Below are 20120 nucleotides of genomic sequence, written 5' to 3'. Positions count from 1 at the left end.
CACGCCATATGATGCGTGTGGCCTTACCGTCCCGAACATTGTCGGCCGATGATGGGGCGAAGGCAATGGTATCATTGAAAAACAGTCTTTCCGTTTTGGATGGTGACCTGAGAGAAGGGGGCGTGTGTTCTTCTGAAAACGGCCGATCGCCGTTTATAAAGGGAGGACATCATGCAGATATTACGAAGCGCCTTTGCGTTGTGCATTCTGGGCGCCGTGGCCATGCAGCCCGTGGCCGCCGTCGCGCGGGAGACCGCCGAACTCCGCTTCGGCTATTGGCTGAGCGGCAAGGGACATGAATGGGTCAACGTCTTCGCGCCCTGGGCCGAGCGGGTCGAGGCGGCTTCCGGCGGTACGCTGAAGATCGTCCCCTTCACCGGCGGCACGCTGGGGCGTGATCCGGCGGCACAGTTGAAGATGGTCGAGGACGGTGTCGCGGATATCACCTACCCGGTGCCGGCCTATACGCCCGACCGGTTCCCCGACAACACGGTGGCCGAGATCCCCGGGCTGTATGCGTCGTCGCGCGCGGCGTCGTCGACCATGTGGGGGCTCTATGAGGCCGGGCTGCTGACGGGCTTCGACGGGCTGAAGGTGCTGGGCCTGTTCGCCTCGCCGCCGTTCTCGATCAGCGCGACCAGGCCGGTCGCCAGCCTGGCCGATGTGCAGGGCCAGAAGCTGCGCACCGCCGGGCGCTATGGTATCCGCGTGATCGAGGCCATGGGCGGCACGGCGGTCGCGATGTCGGTCTCGGAGTCCGCCGAGGCCCTGACCCGGGGCGTGATCGACGGGGTCGCCTCGCATCCCAGCCTCGACGAGCAGACCGGCGTCGCCGAGATCGCCCGCAATCACTTCCTGGCCCGGCTGGGCACCGGCCATGTGATGCTGGTGATGCGACAGAGCGTCTTCGATGCCCTGCCCGAGGCGGCGCAGGCCGCGATCGACGCCGAAAGCGGCCGGGCGCTTTCGGAAGCCTGGGGCGGTGCGGCCGACGACAAGGCCGAGGCGCTGCTGGCGGCATGGTCGGCCGCGGGCAGCGGCCATGTCGTGACCATGCCGTCGGACAAGGATGTCGCCGCGCTTGATCAGATCTTCGGCCGCATTCAGGCCGAATGGGCGGCGGAGGGCGCCGGGCGCGACCGTATCCTTCAGGCGGTCCGCAACCGGCAAGCCGGCCGCGACGACAATGACGAGGCCGGGAAATGAGCGGCAGCCCGTCGGAAACGGGGGCGGCGCCCGTCGGCGTGCTCCATCAGACCGCCCGGCTGCTGCTGCTGCTGGGCCTGATCGGGCTGATCGGGCTGGCCGGCCTGACGCTGGTCGACGTGTTGGGACGCTGGCTGTTCAACGCCCCCTTGCGCGGGATCGGCGACATCGCCGAGGTGGCGCTGCCGGTCGCGATCGGTGCCTCGGTGCCGGCGGTGATCGTCACCCGTGGCAACATCACCATCCGGTTCCTCGACCGCCTGCTTGGCGCGCGCGCCATCGCGGCCCTCGACGTCGCGGCCGGCGTGGTGGTGCTGATCGTGCTGGCGGGGATGGCCTATGCGCTTGGCCGCCATGCGCTGGCGCTGATGTGGAGCGGCGAGAGCACCTGGCTGCTGCGCCTGCCGCAATGGCCGTCCTGGACGGTCTTCGCCGGCTTCTTTCTGGTCGCCGCGTTGTTTCAGGTGGTCATCCTTGGCGATGCGTTGCGCAGGCTGACGGGCCGGGGGGAGGGGGCCGCCGATGGGGCTTGAGTCTTTCGCCATCGGCCTGGCCGTGATGTTCGGCCTGATCTACCTTCAGATCCCGATCGCCATCGCGATGCTGGCGACAGGCTTCGGCGGCTATGCGCTGCTGGTGGGCGTGACGCCGGCCGTCTCGACCCTGGTCAGCGCCATCGACGCGAGCGTCACCAGCCAGAGCCTCGCGGTGGTGCCGCTGTTTCTGCTGATGGGCAGTTTCGCGTCGATCAGCGGGCTTGCGACCGATCTCTATCGCCTGTCCGAGCGGATGATCGGGCACCGGCGCGGCGGGCTGCTGCACGCCACCATCGCCGGCTGCGCGGTGTTCGGGGCGATCTGCGGCTCGTCGGTGGCCACGGCCGCCACCTTCGGCCGGGTGGCGATGCCTGAGATGGCAACGCGTGGCTATGCGCTGTCGCTGGCCGGCGGCACCATCGCCGCCGCTGGCACGCTGGGGGCGCTGATCCCGCCATCGGTCATTCTGGTCATCTACGCGATCATGACCGAGAGCTTCATTCTGGATCTCTTCGTCGCGGCGGTCGGGCCGGCGGTGCTCGCCGTCGCGTTGCAGATGCTGACGCTGGCCGTCGTCACCGCGCGCCATCCCGAACTGGCCCCGCCCGGCGACCGCTACAGCCGGGCGGACCGCCTGGAGGCGCTGATCGGCGCGGCGCCGACGCTGGTGTTTCTGCTGGTCATCATCGGCGGCATGTATGGCGGCGTCTTCACCGTCAACGAGGCCGCGGCCGTGGGCGCGATCCTGTCGATCGTCTTCGCGCTGCTGCGGGGCCGGCTGACCTGGGCGCGGTTCCTGGGCTGCCTCGTCGAGGCGGGACGCAATACCGGCATGATCTATCTGATCATCTTCGGGGCCGAGATGATGAGCTATTTCGTCACCGTCACCGGCGCGCCGCAGGCCTTCACCGCCTTCATCGAGGCGACAGGCTGGCCGCCGCTGATGATCGTCGCGGCCTTCGTGCTGATGTATGTGGTGCTCGGCAGCGTCTTCGACACCATCGCCGCCATGCTGATCACCCTGCCATTCGTTCTGCCGGTGATCGAGAGCCTCGGCTATGACGTCGTCTGGTGGGGCATCGTGACCGTCGCGGTGGTGGAACTGGGCATGATCACGCCCCCCATCGGCATGAACATCTTCGTTCTGAACGCCGTGGCGCCACAGGCGGGCCTGCCGGCGCTGTTCCGGGGCGTGCTGCCCTTCGTGCTCAGCGACATGGTCCGCATCGTTCTGATCGTGCTCTTTCCCGTCATCTCTCTTGCCCTGCTGGGCTGAAGACAAGTTCCGCTATGGAGGATGTGATATCATGCCCGCGACGCATAACGATGCAGCGCCTGCCAAAGAAATATTCGTGAATGCTTTCTATTCCGCGTCTCCAAGCCAGTCATGGCCGGGCTTGTGGAGCCATCCGCAGGCCCATGACCTGGATTACAACCGGCTCGATTATTGGGTCAATCTCGCCCGGATCTGCGAGGATGGGCTGATCGACGGGATCTTTCTGGCCGACATCCTTGCCGTGCACGACGTCTATCAGGGCAGTTCGGATGCGACGTTGAAGAGCGGCTGCTTCTGCCCGACCAATGATCCGATGCTGCTGATCCCGGCCATGGCGGCGGTGACCGACCATCTCACCTTCGGCGTCACCGGCAACACAACCTTCGAGCCGCCCTATCTGCTGGCGCGGCGATTGTCGACCCTCGATCATCTGACCGAGGGGCGGCTGGCCTGGAACGTGGTGACCGGAACCGCGGCCTCGGCGGCGCGCGCCCTGGGCAGAACCGACCTGCCACCGCATGACGAACGCTATGACATCGCCGACGAGTTCATGGAGGTCGTCTACAAGCTGTGGGAGACAAGCTGGGACAGTGACGCGGCGGTGCGCGACAAGGACAGCCACATCTTCGCCGATCCGTCGAAGGTGAGGCCGGTGCGCCATGCCGGGCGCTATTTCCAGTGCGAGGGCATCCATCTGAGCGAGCCCTCGCCGCAGCGCACGCCGTTCATCTTTTCGGCCGGCGCGTCGGGGCGGGGCATGCGGTTCGCCGGCCGCCATGCCGAAAGCGCCTTCATCTCGGCCAACAGCATCCCCTATGCCCGGCATCTTACCGACAGTCTGCGCGGGCAGGCCGAGGCCTGTGGCCGCAACGGCCAGGATCTGAAAGTGTTCAATGCGGTGACGGTGATCGTGGCGGAAACCGATGCGCTGGCGCAGGAGATCATGGCCGAGACCGGGCGGTATTCCAGCGCCGACGGCAACCTCGCCTTCCTTTCGGGCATCACCGGCATCGATCTGTCGCGCTATGCGCCGGATGAGCCGATCCGCCATGTCGAGAGCCAGGCCATTCAGTCGATCGTCGAGCAGATGACCCGCAACAGTGAAGGCCGGGTCTATACGGTTGCCGATCTGGCGAAGTTCGGGCCGCTGCGGGGACCGGAGCTGTTCTTCTGCGGTTCCGCGCGCACGGTCTGCGACCAGATCGAGACCTTCGTGGCCCAGACGGGTATCGACGGGCTGAACCTGGTGCGCACGGTCGAGCCGGCCGGCATCCGGTCGTTCTGCGATCTGGTCGTGCCCGAATTGCAGAACCGGGGCCTGTTCAAGACCGCGTACCGGCCGGGCACGATGCGGCAGAAGATGTTCCCCGGCCGGACACCGGGGGTGCTCGCCAGCCATCCGGCGGCGCAGGTGTGACACGGGGATCCCGATCAGGTGGCGCTACGCCGCCTGATCGGGGCCGCACGGCTGATCAGGCCAGCGTGTTGCGGAACCGGAGCGATGCCGTGCGCGAGGCGAAGCGCCAGCCCTGGCCCGTGCGCCGGACATGATCGCTGCAGGTCATCAGCGCCAGCATCCGGCCGTCGTCGTGGCCCGTGTCCGGGCCGTCATGGCCGATGTTCACGAACAGCCCATAGGTCGCCGTGCAGCCGTCATCGGTTATCGCCGACAGGCGGAGATTGCAGAACAGATGCAGCGTCGCGCGGTCGGCCGGACGTTCGTCGAGTGCCGCGCGCACCGCGGCCGGGCCGGTCAGCAGCCGGCCCTGGCGCATCCAGGTGCCATCGGGCAGGAACAGCGCCGCCGCCTCGTCGGCGGTGCCGTCGTCGAGGGCGCCATAGAAGGCGGCGAGCAGGGCATAGATGTCTGTGAACAGGCTGGCATCGGTGGTCATTGCGGAACCTCGGCGGGGCTGTCGATCTGCGCCAGACGCGCCTTCAAGTCGCCGACCAGCGCGCCGACATCGGTTGCCACGGCGATGAAGCGGGCGCCGGCCGCACGGTATCGGCCGGCAAGCTCTGGATCCATGGCGAGCACGCCGGCGGGCTTGCCGGCCGCGACCACGGCGCGGATGCCGCGTTCCACCGCGGCGACCACATCCGGATGCCCGGTCTGGCCGATCAGGCCCATATCGGCGGCGAGGTCCGAGGGGCCGAAGAACACGCCGTCGACGCCATCGGTGGTGGCGATCGCGTCGATATCGGCCATCGCGCGCCGGCTTTCGGCCTGAACGATCAGGACGATCTCGGCATCGGCGGTGGCCAGATAGTCGGTGGTGATCCCGAAGCCGCCGGCGCGGGCGAGCGCCGAGCCGATGCCGCGCCGGCCCCGTGGCGGATAGCGCATGGCGGCGGCAATGGCCGCGGCATCCTGGGCGGTGTCGATCATCGGCACCAGAAGCGTCTGGGCGCCGATGTCGAGATACTGCTTGGCCAGAACCGGATCGGCGACCGGCAGGCGCACGACCGGCGCGCAGGCAAAGGCGGCCACGGCCTGCAACTGCGCCAGGATCGAGCGCAGATCGTTGGGCGCGTGTTCGCCATCGAGCACCATCCAGTCGAAGCCGATGCGTGCGCATAGTTCGGCCGACAACGGATCGGCGAGCGCCGCCCAGGTGCCATACAGGCACCTGTCGGTGGCAAGGGCGTGTCGGAAGCTGTTTGCCGGTGCGGGCATTCTGGTCCCTCGCTATTGGTGTGGCGGGCCTCAGTCGAAATGGCAGGTGACTGTGCCAAAGGCGCCGAAATCGCCATGAATGGTGCTGCCGGCCGGGGCCTCGATCGGGCGGATGAACGAGCCGGCGAGCAGAACCTCGCCGGCGCGGATGGTCTGCCCGGTTTCGGCCAGCCGCCCCGACAGCCACGAGATGCCGAGCAGGGGATCGCCCAGCACGCCGGCGCCGAGCCCGGTTTCCATCACCGTGGCGTTGCGTGACACGATCGCGCCGATCCAGCGCAGATCGATCGCATCGGGTTTGCGCGGCTGGCCGCCCAGCACGATGCCCGCATTGGCGGCATTGTCGGCGATGGTGTCGATCACGCTGCGCATGCGCCCGGTCGTCCGATCGCGGCGGATGATGCGCGTGTCGAGGATTTCGAGCGCCGGACAGATATAGGCCGTGGCATCCAGCACCTGGGCGGGGCTGGCGGGGCCATCGAGGTCGGCGCCCATGACGAAGGCGATTTCGGCCTCGATCCGGGGGGCGATGAACCGGCCCGCCGGGATGACGGCGCCGGTGTCGAAGAACATGTCGTCGAGCAGGACGCCGGAATCCGGTGTGTCGATCTGCAGCGCATCCTGCATGGCGCGCGAGGTCAGGCCGATCTTCCAGCCCCGGCCTGTGGCGCCCGCCGCCCGTTTCGCGGCGACGAATTCGGCCTGGATGGCATAGGCGTCGGCCAGTGTCAGCCCGTCATGGCGTTGCGAGATCAGCGGGATCTGGCGTCGTTCCGCCTCGGCCGCGAACAGCGCGCGGCCCAATATGCGGATGGTCTGCGGGTCCAGTGGCATGATGGTCATCGTCCTTGCGCGGGAATGCCGCCAGTAAGCGGCGCAGGCCGAGGGCGGAACCATCGGGAAATCGCGAAATCTGTCTTTCCCATATCGGCCTTCAGCCCCCCGCGGGCGCGCCCCATGCTGCCGCCCATATCGTCGGAAATCTTATAGGGGAGGGAAGCCCATGCGTCTCATGATGTTCCGCAGCCAGGGCGGCGACGCGGCGCCGCACCGCTTCGGCATCGTCGATGGAGATGCGGTCGCCGATCTGTCGGGGCGGCTGTCGGGCATGGCCGAGCTGATCGGCCGGGCCGGCGCGGGCGAGGCGATCGACATCACGGGCGCCGAACGTCATCCGCTGGCATCGGTGGATTTCCTGCCGCCGACCCAAGGGGTGGGACGGGTGTTCTGCGTCGGCCTGAACTATGCAAAGCATATCGCGGAAACCGGACGGTCGCCGGGCGCCCACCCCAGCCTGTTCCTGCGCCTGCCCACGGCGCAGGTCGGTCACCGGCAGGCGATCATCCGCCCCGCGATCAGCGATCAGTTCGATTTCGAGGGCGAACTGGCCGTGGCGATCGGGCGCGGCGGGCACCGCATCGACCCGGCGGATGCCATGGATCATGTGGCCGGCTATTGCTGCTTCGCCGACAATTCGGTGCGGGACTGGCAGCGCCATGCCGCCCAGGTGACGCCGGGCAAGAATTTCGACGCCAGCGGCGCCGCCGGCCCGTGGATCGTCACCCGCGATGAAGCACCGGCGCCGGCCGACATGGTGCTGACCACCCGCCTCAACGGCCGGGTGATGCAGCAGGACAGCCCTGGCACCCTCGTCTTTCCCATCGACCGGCTGATCGCCTATATCAGCAGCTTTACCCGGCTTCAGCCCGGCGACCTGATCGCCACCGGCTCACCCGAAGGGGTGGGGATGGCCCGCGATCCGCAGGTCTGGATGCAGCCGGGCGACCGGCTGGAGGTGGAGATCACCGGCATCGGCGTGTTGAGCAACCCCGTCGTGCAGGAACCCGCCGGTGGCGGCGGTCTTCCAGCGGGGGATGAGGCGGGCAGGTAAGGGTCACGGCGCGGATATGCGGGACGGCGGTGCCGTCCCGCGCTAAGATCGTCTGCCAGGATCTGCACCGGAACCGGCGCCAGGGAGGGTGGACCGTGAAATATCTGCCAGTTCGCAGCCGGCTTCAGATCCTGTCGGACCTGCGCGCCGTGGAAATCTTTCTGTCGCTTGTGGAAACCGAGAACCTCACCAGAACCGCCGAGGCCCTGTCGATCGCGCCGTCGACCGTCAGCAAGAAGCTGACCGAACTGGAATTGCGCGCGAATGTGCGGTTGTTTCACCGCACCACGCGCCAGCTCAGCGTGACGCCGGCGGGGCAGGCCTTCTATCGGCATTGCGCGCGGCTGCTCGACGAGGCCGAGGCGGTCGAGCGCACGCTCAACCCCGATGCCGAAGATCCGGCGGGGTTGATCCGCATGACCACACCCACGGCGCTGGGGGAACGCGTGGTCGGCCCGCTGATCCCCGGCTTCCTGCGGCGCTATCCGAAGATTTCGGTCGAACTCGACACCTCCGCCCGCACGGTCAGCCTGTTGAGCGAAGGCTTCGACCTGTCGATCCGGCTGGTGCATGCCTCGAACCTCACCGACAACGACACGGTGCTGTCGTGGAACCGGCGGCGGTTCTGCGCCTCGCCCGCCTATCTCGCCCGCCATGGCACGCCACAGCATCCCAGCGAATTGTCGCAGCACAATTGTCTGGCGATGCGGCTTGGCTCCACCGGCGATAGCTGGGTCTATACCGAGGACGGCCGCAGCCGGACCGTGTCGATCACCGGGTCACTGCGGTCGAACAACGCCCATTTCCTGGCCGAAGCCGCGGCCGAGGACGTGGGCATCGTTCTGATGGGCCCGTTCGTGGTCGAGGAGTTTCTGCGCGATGGCCGGCTGGTCCGCATCCTGGTCGGCTATGAGCCGCGCGACACGGCGGTCTCGGCGATCATGTCCGACGGCGCCATGGCCTCTCAGCATGTATCGCTGTTCGTGGACTATCTGAAATCGGTCTGGCCCCTGCCCGGCCAGCCGGAGCCGGACGGGCAATAGGGCGTGTGACGTCTGCCGCTTCAGGCCTCCAACCGCTTCAGGCCTCCAACCGTTTCAGGCCTTCTCGCTCCAGCGCGCCAGCGGCATCACCTTTGGCCCCTCCAGCGGGATGCCGCAGCCGCGCGCCGCCGCCCGGTCCAGGATCATCTCGGCCATGGCAAGATCCGACAGGCCCATGCCCATCGATTTGAACAGGGTCATGCCCGCGGGGCGCCGGGGCTGACGGCCGGCGGCGATGATGCGGCCCAAGGTCTGCACGGCCTGCCAGGCGGCCTCGTCCTCGCCATAGAAATCGATGAGTTCCCTGGAATTGCGCCGCACGCCGGCAATGCTGTCGACGGCGACGACACGGGCCCGGGCCAGCACATCGGCCTCGATCTCGGCATTGGCGGGCAGGATGGCGCCGACCGCGTTGACATGGGCGTCGTCGGCGATCATGCCGGCGTGGATGAAGGGCGCGCGGGCGCGGGTCACGATGGTGACGATTTCGGCATCGCGAAGCGCGCTTTCGGCGCTGTCGCAGTCGACGATCTCGAACGAGAACAGCCCCCGCATCCGGGCGGTGAAGTCGCGCCGGCTGTCGGCATTGGGGCTGTAGACCCGCAGGCGGCTGATCCGGCGCACCACCGCGACGCTCGCGATCTGCAACGTCGCCTGCCGGCCGGTTCCGATGATCGCCATGTCCCGCGCCTCCGCCGGTGCCAGCCAGTCGGTGGCCAGGCCCGAGATGCCCGCGGTGCGCAACTGACCCAGCAGGCCGGCCTGGACCAGGGCGCGGAAGCCGCCCCGGTCGGTATCGAACAGCGACATCACCGCCGAGGCGCCGCCGGGGGTGTTGATCCAGGTCTTGAAACCGCCGAGCGCCGCGTCTTCCGAGAACGACCCCAGCCCGTGCAGCGACGAGCGCTCGGCGAAGGTGGCCAGGGCTTTGGGAATGTTGTGTGCCAGTCCCTGTGCCTCGCGGCGCAGCATCACCTCAAGTGCTGCGATCGCGTCGTTGAGGGTGACAAGTTCGCTCACATGCTGATCCGTGAGGAACAGGGGGGGCGTATCCGACATGAACTGGTCTCCTGCGGGTCATCATCGTGCGGCTGAAGCATGCCGAGGGTAGGGGCGGCACTTCCCGCGCAACAATGTCGAACTCGGAATATCTCAATTTCCCGATCAACCCACCTCGGCGATATAGTCGGATCTGGAAAAAGAGAACTGCCGATCTTTGGGTTGTGGCGACAGCGTCTGTGCATAGCCTCGGAGATGAACGAGGACAGAGCCCGGTCAGCCGGGCCGACGGGAGAGACGCGAGCGATGAGCCAGGCGACCCATTCGATGAGACGCACCGACGAGATCCAGGGATCGGGTATGACGGTGTGGAAGCCGCTGCACGTTCCACGTGCCGCGATCGAGGCCGAGATCGAGCGTCTGGCCCAGGAACCGCCGGGCCGCGACGGGCGCCGCGCCAGCGTCATCGTGCATCCTGAGGCGACGGCGCCGGGGCTGGGCCTGTCGCCGGGTGTCGATGTCACCATCAACGTTCTGAAGCCGGGCGAGGCGACCCCGCCCATGCGCCGCAATGCCAACCAGATCGAGTTCTGCATTCGTGGCCGTGGCATCGTGACGGCCGGCGGGCAGACCGCCGAGGTCGGCCGGTGGGATACCTGGAACATTCCGTCGATGCGGGTCCACGCCCATGAGAACCGGTCCGACGACCTGTTCGTGCGGCTGACCTATTCCAACGCGCCGCTGCTTGAGAAACTGGGCATCCATTTCGTCGAGGCCGGCGCGCAGATCCGGTCGCAGGAGCGCGCGGCGGCCGCGATGGCGCAGGCCGCCGCCGGAAAATTCACCCGCGAGGGCGCCCCCGACATCGCGATCACAGATGCCGGCGCACGCCTGCGCGGCTATGAATATCTGGTCGATATCGAAGTGGTGGAAAACCGGATGATCGTCTGGCCATGGGCCGATGCGCGCCGCCATCTGCCCGCGACGCCGGATGATGGCAAGCGCGGCATCATGCTGCTCTACAATCCCGCCACCGGGCGGCGGAACGGCACCACCCATTCCTTCTTCGCCACGCTGTCCGCCTCGGCGCCGGGGACCAGACCCCGGCCCGAAGGCCGTGGGCACAAGCACAGCTCGGTCGCGATCAATTATCACTTCAAAGGCAGTGGCCGCAGCGTGGTCGACGGGCAGGTCTTTCACTGGGAAGCGGGCGATCTGATGCTGTCGGCGCCGTCATGGTCCGAGCATGCCCATTATCCGGGCGCCGATGGCCACGCGATCCTGACCGTGCAGGACCATCCGCAGCAGATCGGCATGGAATCGCTGATCTGGCAGGAAAGGATGGACGGGCCGATCCTGACCCTTGGTTCGGAACAGGGGCAGACCGGCTATGTCGGGCCGCGACAGGCGGGTTGACGCCTGAACGGCAGAGGCGTCCCGGCCAGCGGCCGGGATGCGGCATGGCTGGAAACAAACAAACCGGTTTGTTTTTTTGAGCTGTGTTTCTCGGCATTGTCTTTTTTCAGCGGCACCAGAATGGAGGCCGACGAATGCCGACAGCCGCCCGAACCGGACCCGCCCGCCAGGAAGCCCGCCGGCTGGGCACGATCGCAAGCCTGATGGCGGCGACACTCGACCTGTTGGTCGAGCGTGGCTATGGCGGGTTGACCATGGCCGGCGTGGCCGGCCGCGCCGGCGTGTCACGCGGGGCGCTTACCCATTATTACCCGGTCAAGGACGCGCTGGTGATCGCCGCGGCGCGCCATGCGCTGGATGAGGAGATGGCGCGCATCGCGCGCACGGCGCCGCCATCCGGCACCCCGGCGCAGGTGTTCATGGCGCTGCTCGACGCCTCGGAACGGTTTTTCCTGGCGCCGTCGTTCACGGCCCATGTCGAGCTGTCGGTGGCCGCGCGGACCGCGCCGGCGCTGGGCTGTGAATACCTGCCGATGATCCGCGCCTATCGCACACGCTTCGACACGGCCTGGATCCGGGCGCTGATGCGGGCGGGTCTTACGCCGGCCGCGGCCGGAGATCTCGTCACCATGACCAACCACGCGCTGCGCGGCCTGGGCCTCAGCGCCTGCCATCCTGATGGCCGCCAAGCGGTTCCGCGCGATCTGCCGGCCATCCGGCGTCGGCTCTGGCTGCAACTGGCCGGCGATCCGGCGACGCCCGACCCGATGGCCATCGACACGATTGGAGCAGACTGACATGCCGTTCCTGAAAAACACCTGGTATGTTTTCGACTATGCCGACGACATCACGCCCGAGCGTTTCGGGCACCGGACCATCATCGATCAGCCGGTTCTGGTCTATCGCAAACCCGATGGCATGCTTGCGGCGCTGCGCGACATCTGCCCGCACCGTTTCGTGCCGCTGCATATGGGGCGCCAGATCGGCGACGTCATCCAGTGCGGCTATCACGGGCTGCGGTTCGGGCCCGATGGCGCCTGCGTCGGCATGCCGATCGCGGGCATGCCCATTCCCAAAGCCGCCCGTGTGGTGGCCTATCCGGTGGTGGAACGCCATTCCCTGGTCTGGCTGTGGATGGGCGATCCGGCGCTGGCGGATGCCGGTCTGATCCCCGATTTCTCGTTTCTGTCCGATCCGGCGCGCGGTAATGTCAGGGGCCATACCCATGTCGATGCCGATTACCAACTGGCGATCGACAACCTGTCGGACCTGACCCATGTGCAGTTCCTGCATGCCGGCTATCAGGCATCCGAGGCCTTCGAGCGATTGCGGTTCAAGGTCGATCAGGTGGGCGACACGGTCTATGCCCGCCTGACCTTTCCCAATGGCCGCCCGCCCTATGCCTTTCAGAAGGCGGTCGCGGATATCGAGGCGCCGATCGACCTCTGCTTCGAAACCCGGTGGAACCTGCCATCCTGCGTGCGGCTGCGGATCACCGCTCATCCGGCGGGGGCCGATTCTGCGGGGGATGGCGACAACCGTCTGTTCGAATCGATGAGCGCGCATATCCTGACGCCCGAAACCGACCGCAGCGCGCATTATTTCTTCGTCAACAGCCGCGATTATGCGGTGGGCGACCCTGAGATCGACGCGCGGGTCCGCGCCTGGCAGCGGCAGGGTTTCGATGTCGAGGACAAGCCGATGCTAGAAGCTCAGCAGCGCCGGATCGGCGGTCACGACATCATGACATTGGGGCCGGTGCTGCTGCCCACCGATGCCGGGGCGATCCGGGCCCGCCGCATCCTGGCCGCGCGGATGACGGCCGAGGGGCTGCCCGCCGCCGCCGCGGACCACGGCGCATGACGGCGGGCCCGATGGCCGATGCCATGACGCTGCGGGTCGATCGCATCGAACGGCAGACGCCGGACATCCTGTCCTTCCGGCTGGTCGACGCGGGCGGCGAGGGGCTGCCCGCGGCATCCGCCGGTGCCCATGTCGACATCCTCACCCCGTCGGGCCAGGTGCGGCAGTATTCGCTCTGCGGCGATTTGGCCGACCGTGCCGCCTATCTCATCGCGGTGAAACACGAGCCGGAGGGCCGGGGCGGCTCGGTGTCGATGCATCGGGGCGTGCGGGCCGGCGACATGATCCGGGTCGGGCGGCCACGCAACGCCTTTCCGCTGGACGATAGCGACGCGCCGGTGGTTCTGCTGGCGGGGGGCGTGGGCGTGACGCCCCTGCTGGCCATGGCCCGGCGGCTGGCGACGGAGGGGCGGGCGTTCGCTCTGCATTATTTCGTGCGCGGACCGGATCACGTCGCCTTTCGGAGCGTGCTGGACCGCGCCGATCTGCGCGCGCATGTGCATCTGCACCAGGGCTGCGGGCCTGACGAGACCATGCGGCGTCTCGATACCATTCTGGGCGCGGTGCCGGCGCAGGGGGGAGTTTATCTCTGCGGGCCGCCGCCCTTCATGGCCGCGGCCCGCCAGCTCGGCCAGGGACGGCTGACGCCGGGCCGGCTTCATGCCGAGGATTTCGCAAGCCCGGCCGCGCCGGCGCCAGAGGATGGCGAGCGGGCCTTCGAGGTGGTGCTGGCCAGATCCGGCCTGACCGTGCGGGTGCCGCCCGGCGTGACCATCGCCCGGGCGCTGGCCGAGGCCGGCATCGCGGTGGAGATGTCCTGCGAACAGGGGATCTGCGGAACCTGCCTCACCCGCGTGCTGGCCGGCCGGCCGGATCATCGCGACCAGTATCTGCTCGACGATGAAAAGGCCACGGGCGACCGGATGACGCTGTGCGTCTCGCGCAGTCTGGATGCGCGGCTGGTTCTGGATCTGTGAGCCTGGGGCCGCGCTTGTAGAAGAGGGCGCCGCGATCGCCGCGGCGCCCCGTTGGACGGGATCTGCTTCAGCGGCGGAAGCGCCGGCGCAGGCCGGCCTGTTCCATCAACGGCATGACGCCGCTGTTCCAGCGCTCCAGCCCGTCGTGATAATCCACCCAGGTCAGCAGCGCGCCGGCGACGCCCACGCGCGACAGCATCTCCAGCTTGTCGACGATCTCTTCCGCCGTGCCGACCAGCGGGAAGCCGCCGGCGCCGGCGGCGAAGCGCAGCGAAAAGGTTTCCAGCACGGCGGGCGGCATCAGCTTCGTATTGGCGGCCTGCCCGGCCATCCAGCCCGCGAGGGCGGCTTCGTCGCGCTTTTCGACCGCGTAGTGATGCAGATAGGCCTGGGCTTCCTGCCGGGTCTCGCGCTGGACGACATAGGTGTGGATCCACACCTGGACCTCGCGGCCATAATGGTCGCGGGCGAGGGCCTTGTAATCCTCGACCTGTCTGCGGCAGCTTTCCTCATCCTCGGACTTCAGGATGATGAAGCAGAGATCGGCATGGGCCGCGGCGAAATGCTGCCCGCGATCGGAGCCGCCCGCGTTCATGATCGGAACATGCGACTGGATCGGCTTCGGCGACGACATGCCCCGGATGACCTTGAAGAAGTCGCCGTCGTGATCGAATTCCTCGGTCTCGGTCCACAGCCGCTGCAGCACCGACAGCCATTCCTCCGCGTGATCATAGCGGTGGTCGTGCTCTTTCATCGGGTTTCCGAACATCTCCAGTTCGGCCTTGTTCCAGCCACCGACCACGTTCAGCGCGAAGCGCCCGCCTGAGATGTGGTCGATCGTTGCCCCCTGCTTCGCCGCGAGGATGGGGTGAATGGTGGGCACATGAGAGGTGGCGAAGATCGCCGCATAGCTGGTCGCCTGCGCGATGCCGGCGGCGAAGGCATAGGGTTCGAACACCGTGCCCGACGGGTGGCTCGGCTGGTCGGCGACATAGCCCTTCCAGCGCGCGAACGGCACGATCGCCTCGAAGCCCGCGTCGTCGGCCATGACCGCCGACCGCAGCGACTGCGACCAGTTGAGCGGCCTCTGCTCCGGCACCGTCGTCATCGAGGCGCCCTTGCCGTTGATGCAGAAGATGCCGAGCTTCATTTTGTTGTCGTTGTGGATCGGATTGGTGATGTGGGTCATTCCGGGATGCTCCTCCTGTCGTTGATTTGGCGTTTATTGCCCGGGGCCCAGGGGGCGGGGCCAGGGGGGGGGTGTGTAGTGGTCAGGCGGCGGTTGGCGGCAGGGGCGCGCCGATCCGGCGATAGGCGCCGCGGAAATGGATCAGCGGCTCGTCGTCGCCACCATGCATGGCGACCGGGCGGCCGATCACGATCGAGTGATCCCCGGCCCGGAGCCGTTCGTGCAGCGTGCATTCGATGACGGCCAGCGCACCGTCGATCTCCACCTGACCGCTGGGGCGGATGCGATGCGCCACATTGCTGAACTTGGTGCCCGACTTGGTGGCGAAGACGTCCGATATGGCGCGTTGCGACTGCGCCAGATAGTTGATGCAGAACCCGCCCGATCTGAGCACCGCGCCCAGGGTTTCGGAACTGTCGGCGAGGCAGGCCAGGAACAGCGGCGGCGACAGCGACAGCGAGGTGACGCTGGTCAGGGTAAGCCCGTGAAGATGGCCGTCGGTGTCGGTGGCGGTGACCACGGCCACCCCCGATGCCAGATGTCCGGCGATGCGCCGGAAGGTTCTGGTGTCGGACGGGTCGAAGGCGGTGTCGGTGGTTTGCGGGGCGGCCGGTGTGGTCATCGGATCTCCTCCAGCGCGGGCGGTGGGCATCATCATTGGCGGGGACGGGCGCCAGCCGGAATGGAACAATTGGAAAAGGTCATTTCGCTGGCGACGCGGTGCCGGGGTGCCGGGCGTCGGGATGCCGGGCGTCGGGATACTGGCGCCTGGCGACGCTCAGGCGCGCCGATAGATCCCCAGCGCGGCGATCTGTGCGACCGCGCGCGCGGCCTCGGCGCCTTTCCGGACGAAATGGTCCAGAAAGAACGCCCGGTGTTCCGGGCCGTCGTGGAAGTGATGCGGCGTCAGGCTGACCGAGAAGGTCGGCACGCCGGTTTCCAGTTGCGCCTGCATCAACCCCGAGACCACCGCCTGCGCGACGAAATCATGGCGATAGATGCCGCCATCGACCACCAGGGCGGCGGCGATGATGGCGTCATAGCGCCCGGATGCGCCCAGCGTCTTTGCCAGCAACGGCATCTCGAAGGCGCCGGGCACGTCATAGGTCGTGGTGTCGTGGCGCAAATCGGCGCGCGCCATTTCGGCGCGATAGCCGTCCAGCGCCTTGTCGACGATGTCGGCGTGCCAGCGCGCCTTGATGAACGCGACCTGGAGTGTGCGGCTCATGTGGTTTCTCCCCCGATGCGATGATCTGCCGGCTCAGGCGCCGGTCTGGCGTGGCGAGACATAGCCCTTCTGGCCGTCTTCGTTGCCCAGGGACAGGATCGGATCGCCGGGATTCTCCTGCCACAGCAGCGATCCCATCGCGATGTGCAGCGGATGATCCTGCACGGTCAGAACCGTCCAGCCCTCGGCGCCATGGTAATGGGCGTGTTCCACCCAGCCCGGTGCCGAGAACAGCAGATCACCGGCCTTCCAGTCGATCCGCTCACCGCCGACGATGCTGTGGCCATAGCCGCGGATGTGATAGTTGATCGAGGCCGAGATGTGGACATGACCGCGCGCGCCGGCATAGGGCGGCGTGCCGGGCGCCGCGCCGCCATAGGTGGCGAAATGAACCGGCGTGGTGCCTTGCCGCCGCTCGGTCGCGGGGTTGTAGAGCAGCCAGATGTTGCGCTTCGCGGGGTCGTTGTTGCAGCCGGCATGGATCGGCAGATAGGGCGCCATGTCCTTCCACGCCCAGTGGCGTGGCGGATTGGCGACCGGCTCGATGTCGGTCAGATATTCATATCCGCGCAGATCGGCAGCGGTGGCCAGACGATGCGTCGGCGCGTTCAGCCGGTTATAGCGCGCGCCAAGCTCGCCGGTAACCGACACCGCGGGCTTGCGGGGAACGGCCAGGGTGCCCGCGGGCAGGGTCTCGGCCCAATAACCGCCGCTGCGCCGCAGAAGCGGTGCATTGGAATAGCAGAGCCAGACCCAGGGCGTGCGGCCGGTGTTGTGATGGCTGTAGACCTGCATCGGCGGCACGGTCCAGACGTCGTGCCGCTCGACCCGGAATGCCGTGCCCATATGCACGGTCCCCTCGCCTGACACGGTGGTTTCCAGCAGGGCGTGGTTGCCCCGTCGCGGCGGCGTGCGCTCGCCGGGCTTGAGCACGTGGATCGTGACCTCGGTGACCGGCGTCAGGCTGGGAATGCCGTCGATCGCGCGCGGATGCACCACGCTGGCGGCGCGCAAGCCAGTGGCGTCACGCAGGCCAGTGACCGGTGCCTCATCCAGCAGACGGTCGACTTCGCGCTCGATAGCCTCTTTGGGCACCAGCAGCGGGGCCCAGGGCAGATCGGCGACCGCGGCGGCGGCCGAGGGGGTGGCAAAACCGAATTCGGGCATCCTGTCCTCCCATTCTTGTTCTCATGCGGCTTGTTCTCATGAGGCCGGTTCTCATGGGGTCGACTGTAGTCGTTCGACTACAGTCCGTTATTGTTGTAGTCGATGGACTACATGGCGTAAACAGTTTGTTGCGCCGGGTGCGGGGCGTCGGCATCGGAGCGGCAAACAGAGGAGCGACCATGGCAGGCGACAGACCGCAGGGCAGGGAAGAAACCCGTGATGCGCTGGTGCGGGCGGCGGATGCGCTGTTCGCTGAAAAGGGGCCGAATGCGGTGACGGTGCGCGACATCGCCGCGCGGGCCGAGGTCAATCACGGTCTGGTGCATCGGCATTTCGGATCGAAGGAGGCCCTGCTCGACGCGGTGCTCGACCGGCATATGGCGGCGTTCAAGACCGCGCTCCGTTCCGCCGGCACGATCGACGAGGCGATCCCGGTGCTGCAAGCCATGCAGCAGGACCGTCCGGGCTTTGCGCGGATGATGGCCTTCCTGATTCTGGAACGGCGCGCGACCGAAGATTTCACCCGGCCGACCGGCGGCACGGCGGCACTGGCCGACATCATCCGCAGCGGCGGCCCCGCCGACGACGATGCCGCACGCGCCGCCGCCGCGATGGTGACCGCCTTCAGCCTGGGCTGGACCCTGTTCCGCGACTTCACGGTCACGGCCGCCGGCTGCCGGCAGAGCCCGGACGACATGGACCGGATGGCGATGGCGGCCCTGCTGGCCCTGGCCCGGCCGCCGGCGGAACCGGGGCCGGGCCAGGGTCCGGAAGGGGGGGCGGAGGTGTAGCCCCGCTACATCAGGCTGGGAATCAGCAGCGAGATGATCGGGAAGGCCATCAGCAGCGCGACCACCACCACCTCCAGCACCAGAAAGGGCGCGATGCCGGCGAAGACATCGCGCAGCGGCACATCGTATTCCCGCGGGATCGCCGCCTTGACCATGAAGGCGTTCAGGCCCAGCGGCGGGGTGACCAGCCCGATCTCCAGCATCTTCACGAAGATGACCGCATACCAGATGATGTCGAAGCCCAGTTCCTCGACGATCGGCAGGGTGACCGGCACCAGCAGCAGAAGAATGCCGGTCGGATCCAGGAACATGCCCATGACGGTCAGCAGGGCGACGATCGCCAGCATGGTTTCCCAGCGGCCCAGATCGGCGGCGGCGGTCAGGCTCAACAGATCGGCCGTGAGGTTGGAACTGGCCACCAGCGAGATCATCACCTTGGCGCCGAACGCCATCACGAACAGCAGCGCCGATTGCAGCGCCGCCTCTCTGACCGCAGCGGCCAGCGAGGCGAGGTCGATCCTGCGCCGCGCCACGCCGATCAGGGTGGCGACCAGCACGCTGACCGCCGCGGCCTGGATCGTGCTGAACAGGCCGGTGAAGACCCCGACCGCGATGATCGCGAACAGCAGCGTCGCCGGCCACAGACCGATGACGGCCCGCAGTTTTTCAGCGGCGGTCACCCGCTCCGCCCGCCCGGGTGCGGCCGCCGGGCGCAGCCTCACCCAGATCTGAACCGTGATGAAATAGCCGAGCAGGGTCAGCAGCCCCGGCAGGATTCCGGCCAGCAGCAGCTTGCTGACCGACACCTCGGCCAGAATGGCGAACAGCAGAAACGGGATGCTGGGCGGGATCATCGATCCCACCGTGCCACCCACCGCGACCGTGCCGGTGGCGAGCCGGCGGTCATAGCCATGGGCCATCATCTCGGGCACCGAGATCCGCCCCATCGCGGCGGCGCAGGCGAGGCTGGAGCCCGACAGAGCCGAGAAGCCGCCGCAACCGCAGATGCAGGCCATCGCCAACCCGCCCGGCATGCGCCCGACCAGGGTGCGCATCGACCGGAAGACATCGGTGGTGATGCCGGCCTGGTGTGCGACCACGCCCAGCAGGATGTAGAGCGGAATCGTGCTGAGTTCATAGCTGTGGACGAAGCGGAACGGCACGTCGGCCAGGATCGACGTCACCGGCCGGATCGCCGCCGCCAGATCCAGGCCGTAACCCGGATCATAGCCATAGATGCCGATCAGGCCGGCGATCGCGCCGATCAGCAGGGCATAGGCGATCGGCACCCGGATCGCGACCAGCAGCATCGACAGGCCGAAGGCGGCGCCGGTCAGAAGACTTGGGGTCATGGACGATCGTCCTTTGCTGCCATGCCTCGGGCGGCCTCGTGCGGCCGGACCAGATCGACCAGACAGGCCAGGGCGCCGCCGGCGGTGCCGAGCAGCACCATGGCGCGGGCCGGCCATTCAGCCAGTTCCAGGAACCCGATATAGGTGGAGTGGTTCAGGATCGCGCGATCCAGCGCGAACCACGCCGCCCAGCCGAGCGCGCCATAGGTGATCAGGCCGCAGAGCGCCGTCACCACATCGAGCGGCCGCTGCACGGCCGCCGGCAGATGCCGGGTCAGCGCATCGACCGTGATGTGCCGCCGGTGCAGCACCAGCAGCACCTGCGGCAGGAAGGCGACCACAACCATGGCCTCTGCGACCAGCAGATCCTCGTCGGGCATCGCATGGCCGATCAGGCTTGAGAGCACCGCCACGCCGACATACAGGGCGCAGAAGGCGAGGGCCGCCGAAATCACCCAGCCGATCGCGGCTTCCCCGCGTGTCACGATATATGCAGACATCACGCAAAG

Annotated in this window: 21 protein-coding genes; 11 read left to right on the top strand and 10 right to left on the bottom strand. The window is 67.6% G+C overall.

The genetic code is table 11. The features are described 5' to 3' along the window. Nucleotides 1-171: 171 nt before the first annotated feature. From WG924_RS10855 to WG924_RS10840, 4 genes are read left to right on the top strand one after another with little or no spacing between them, the layout of a single operon-like run. Nucleotides 172-1206 (top strand): TRAP transporter substrate-binding protein, encoded by a 1035-nt coding sequence (locus WG924_RS10855; RefSeq protein WP_345933048.1) that lies wholly within the window; start codon nt 172-174, stop codon nt 1204-1206. Continuing rightward, entirely contained in the window at nt 1203-1739 is a 537-nt protein-coding gene (locus tag WG924_RS10850; RefSeq protein ID WP_345933047.1) for a TRAP transporter small permease, read from the top strand. Before WG924_RS10855 ends, WG924_RS10850 begins: the two co-directional genes overlap by 4 nt. After that, nucleotides 1729-3018 carry a TRAP transporter large permease gene (locus tag WG924_RS10845; protein ID WP_345933046.1) on the top strand — a complete coding sequence of 430 codons (1290 nt, stop codon included), beginning with the start codon at nt 1729-1731 and terminating at the stop codon, nt 3016-3018. The genes WG924_RS10850 and WG924_RS10845 overlap by 11 nt, the downstream gene beginning before the upstream one ends. Nucleotides 3019-3049: 31 nt before the next feature. Then, a complete protein-coding gene (locus WG924_RS10840) occupies nt 3050-4435 on the top strand; it encodes an LLM class flavin-dependent oxidoreductase (RefSeq protein WP_345933045.1) in 1386 nt (461 codons plus the stop codon). 55 nt (nt 4436-4490) lie between these two features. On the opposite strand, the gene WG924_RS10835 is transcribed toward WG924_RS10840, so the two are convergent. The 3 genes from WG924_RS10835 to hpaH are packed head-to-tail and all read right to left on the bottom strand — an operon-like array spanning nt 4491 to nt 6529. Continuing rightward, a complete protein-coding gene (locus WG924_RS10835) occupies nt 4491-4913 on the bottom strand; it encodes a nuclear transport factor 2 family protein (RefSeq protein ID WP_345933044.1) in 423 nt (140 codons plus the stop codon). Further along, nucleotides 4910-5695, bottom strand: coding sequence for an HpcH/HpaI aldolase family protein (locus tag WG924_RS10830; RefSeq protein WP_345933043.1), 786 nt, complete (start codon nt 5693-5695; stop codon nt 4910-4912). The genes WG924_RS10835 and WG924_RS10830 overlap by 4 nt, the downstream gene beginning before the upstream one ends. Before the next feature lie 30 nt (nt 5696-5725). Next, the gene (hpaH, locus tag WG924_RS10825) at nt 5726-6529 is read right to left on the bottom strand and encodes a 2-oxo-hept-4-ene-1,7-dioate hydratase (RefSeq protein ID WP_345933042.1); all 804 of its coding nucleotides are present in this window, start codon (nt 6527-6529) and stop codon (nt 5726-5728) included. A gap of 169 nt (nt 6530-6698) precedes the next feature. Between hpaH and WG924_RS10820 the strand changes: the two genes are divergently transcribed. Next, on the top strand, nt 6699-7586 hold the full coding sequence (locus tag WG924_RS10820) for a fumarylacetoacetate hydrolase family protein (RefSeq protein WP_345933041.1): 888 nt from the start codon (nt 6699-6701) through the stop codon (nt 7584-7586). 95 nt (nt 7587-7681) lie between these two features. Beyond that, nucleotides 7682-8629, top strand: a complete 948-nt coding sequence (locus tag WG924_RS10815) for a LysR family transcriptional regulator (RefSeq protein ID WP_345933040.1) — start codon at nt 7682-7684, stop codon at nt 8627-8629. 54 nt (nt 8630-8683) lie between these two features. On the opposite strand, the gene WG924_RS10810 is transcribed toward WG924_RS10815, so the two are convergent. After that, nucleotides 8684-9688: an ornithine cyclodeaminase family protein gene (locus WG924_RS10810; RefSeq protein WP_345933039.1), complete on the bottom strand. Its 1005-nt coding sequence runs from the start codon at nt 9686-9688 to the stop codon at nt 8684-8686. Nucleotides 9689-9934: 246 nt separating this feature from the next. Between WG924_RS10810 and WG924_RS10805 the strand changes: the two genes are divergently transcribed. The 4 genes from WG924_RS10805 to WG924_RS10790 all read left to right on the top strand — a co-directional run bounded on the left by WG924_RS10805 (nt 9935) and on the right by WG924_RS10790 (nt 13884). Continuing rightward, entirely contained in the window at nt 9935-11044 is a 1110-nt protein-coding gene (locus WG924_RS10805; RefSeq protein WP_345933038.1) for a cupin domain-containing protein, read from the top strand. A 134-nt stretch (nt 11045-11178) separates the two neighbouring features. Continuing rightward, complete coding sequence (locus WG924_RS10800; RefSeq protein ID WP_345933037.1) at nt 11179-11841, top strand: TetR/AcrR family transcriptional regulator; 663 nt, start codon at nt 11179-11181, stop codon at nt 11839-11841. A gap of 1 nt (nt 11842) precedes the next feature. After that, nucleotides 11843-12907, top strand: a complete 1065-nt coding sequence (locus WG924_RS10795; protein ID WP_345933036.1) for a Rieske 2Fe-2S domain-containing protein — start codon at nt 11843-11845, stop codon at nt 12905-12907. Beyond that, nucleotides 12904-13884 carry a PDR/VanB family oxidoreductase gene (locus tag WG924_RS10790; RefSeq protein WP_345933035.1) on the top strand — a complete coding sequence of 327 codons (981 nt, stop codon included), beginning with the start codon at nt 12904-12906 and terminating at the stop codon, nt 13882-13884. The genes WG924_RS10795 and WG924_RS10790 overlap by 4 nt, the downstream gene beginning before the upstream one ends. Nucleotides 13885-13951: 67 nt before the next feature. Here WG924_RS10790 and WG924_RS10785 read toward each other — a convergent pair whose 3' ends face one another. From WG924_RS10785 to WG924_RS10770, 4 genes are all read right to left on the bottom strand, one after another. After that, nucleotides 13952-15073, bottom strand: coding sequence for an LLM class flavin-dependent oxidoreductase (locus WG924_RS10785; protein ID WP_345933034.1), 1122 nt, complete (start codon nt 15071-15073; stop codon nt 13952-13954). A gap of 82 nt (nt 15074-15155) precedes the next feature. Then, entirely contained in the window at nt 15156-15695 is a 540-nt protein-coding gene (locus tag WG924_RS10780) for a flavin reductase family protein (protein WP_345933033.1), read from the bottom strand. Nucleotides 15696-15851: 156 nt separating this feature from the next. After that, nucleotides 15852-16301, bottom strand: a complete 450-nt coding sequence (locus tag WG924_RS10775; RefSeq protein WP_345933032.1) for a 6,7-dimethyl-8-ribityllumazine synthase — start codon at nt 16299-16301, stop codon at nt 15852-15854. A gap of 33 nt (nt 16302-16334) precedes the next feature. After that, nucleotides 16335-17468: a cupin domain-containing protein gene (locus WG924_RS10770; RefSeq protein WP_345933031.1), complete on the bottom strand. Its 1134-nt coding sequence runs from the start codon at nt 17466-17468 to the stop codon at nt 16335-16337. Between the two features lie 179 nt (nt 17469-17647). Here WG924_RS10770 and WG924_RS10765 point away from each other — a divergent pair, with 179 nt between their 5' ends. Next, nucleotides 17648-18259 carry a TetR/AcrR family transcriptional regulator gene (locus tag WG924_RS10765; RefSeq protein WP_345933030.1) on the top strand — a complete coding sequence of 204 codons (612 nt, stop codon included), beginning with the start codon at nt 17648-17650 and terminating at the stop codon, nt 18257-18259. A 5-nt stretch (nt 18260-18264) separates the two neighbouring features. On the opposite strand, the gene WG924_RS10760 is transcribed toward WG924_RS10765, so the two are convergent. Further along, on the bottom strand, nt 18265-19611 hold the full coding sequence (locus WG924_RS10760; protein WP_345933029.1) for a TRAP transporter large permease: 1347 nt from the start codon (nt 19609-19611) through the stop codon (nt 18265-18267). Then, nucleotides 19608-20111, bottom strand: coding sequence for a TRAP transporter small permease (locus WG924_RS10755; protein ID WP_345933028.1), 504 nt, complete (start codon nt 20109-20111; stop codon nt 19608-19610). The genes WG924_RS10760 and WG924_RS10755 overlap by 4 nt, the downstream gene beginning before the upstream one ends. Nucleotides 20112-20120 lie beyond the last annotated feature (9 nt).

This window comes from Tistrella arctica, from assembly GCF_039630945.1.
Classification (GTDB): Bacteria; Pseudomonadota; Alphaproteobacteria; order Tistrellales; family Tistrellaceae; genus Tistrella; species Tistrella bauzanensis.
This window is presented reverse-complemented; position numbering and strand designations above follow the sequence as displayed.

Excerpts from the sequence above, each read along its gene's own strand:
- WG924_RS10830 (WP_345933043.1), bottom strand. The coding sequence starts at position 5,695 with ATGCCCGCACCGGCAAACAGCTTCCGACACGCCCTTGCCACCGACAGG.
- hpaH (WP_345933042.1), bottom strand. The coding sequence starts at position 6,529 with ATGCCACTGGACCCGCAGACCATCCGCATATTGGGCCGCGCGCTGTTC.
- WG924_RS10800 (WP_345933037.1), top strand. The coding sequence starts at position 11,179 with ATGCCGACAGCCGCCCGAACCGGACCCGCCCGCCAGGAAGCCCGCCGG.
- WG924_RS10770 (WP_345933031.1), bottom strand. The coding sequence starts at position 17,468 with ATGCCCGAATTCGGTTTTGCCACCCCCTCGGCCGCCGCCGCGGTCGCC.
- WG924_RS10835 (WP_345933044.1), bottom strand. The coding sequence starts at position 4,913 with ATGACCACCGATGCCAGCCTGTTCACAGACATCTATGCCCTGCTCGCC.
- WG924_RS10775 (WP_345933032.1), bottom strand. The coding sequence starts at position 16,301 with ATGAGCCGCACACTCCAGGTCGCGTTCATCAAGGCGCGCTGGCACGCC.
- WG924_RS10805 (WP_345933038.1), top strand. The coding sequence starts at position 9,935 with ATGAGCCAGGCGACCCATTCGATGAGACGCACCGACGAGATCCAGGGA.
- WG924_RS10810 (WP_345933039.1), bottom strand. The coding sequence starts at position 9,688 with ATGTCGGATACGCCCCCCCTGTTCCTCACGGATCAGCATGTGAGCGAA.
- WG924_RS10840 (WP_345933045.1), top strand. The coding sequence starts at position 3,050 with ATGCCCGCGACGCATAACGATGCAGCGCCTGCCAAAGAAATATTCGTG.
- WG924_RS10755 (WP_345933028.1), bottom strand. The coding sequence starts at position 20,111 with ATGTCTGCATATATCGTGACACGCGGGGAAGCCGCGATCGGCTGGGTG.
- WG924_RS10785 (WP_345933034.1), bottom strand. The coding sequence starts at position 15,073 with ATGACCCACATCACCAATCCGATCCACAACGACAACAAAATGAAGCTC.
- WG924_RS10845 (WP_345933046.1), top strand. The coding sequence starts at position 1,729 with ATGGGGCTTGAGTCTTTCGCCATCGGCCTGGCCGTGATGTTCGGCCTG.
- WG924_RS10780 (WP_345933033.1), bottom strand. The coding sequence starts at position 15,695 with ATGACCACACCGGCCGCCCCGCAAACCACCGACACCGCCTTCGACCCG.
- WG924_RS10795 (WP_345933036.1), top strand. The coding sequence starts at position 11,843 with ATGCCGTTCCTGAAAAACACCTGGTATGTTTTCGACTATGCCGACGAC.
- WG924_RS10790 (WP_345933035.1), top strand. The coding sequence starts at position 12,904 with ATGACGGCGGGCCCGATGGCCGATGCCATGACGCTGCGGGTCGATCGC.
- WG924_RS10820 (WP_345933041.1), top strand. The coding sequence starts at position 6,699 with ATGCGTCTCATGATGTTCCGCAGCCAGGGCGGCGACGCGGCGCCGCAC.
- WG924_RS10850 (WP_345933047.1), top strand. The coding sequence starts at position 1,203 with ATGAGCGGCAGCCCGTCGGAAACGGGGGCGGCGCCCGTCGGCGTGCTC.
- WG924_RS10855 (WP_345933048.1), top strand. The coding sequence starts at position 172 with ATGCAGATATTACGAAGCGCCTTTGCGTTGTGCATTCTGGGCGCCGTG.
- WG924_RS10760 (WP_345933029.1), bottom strand. The coding sequence starts at position 19,611 with ATGACCCCAAGTCTTCTGACCGGCGCCGCCTTCGGCCTGTCGATGCTG.
- WG924_RS10765 (WP_345933030.1), top strand. The coding sequence starts at position 17,648 with ATGGCAGGCGACAGACCGCAGGGCAGGGAAGAAACCCGTGATGCGCTG.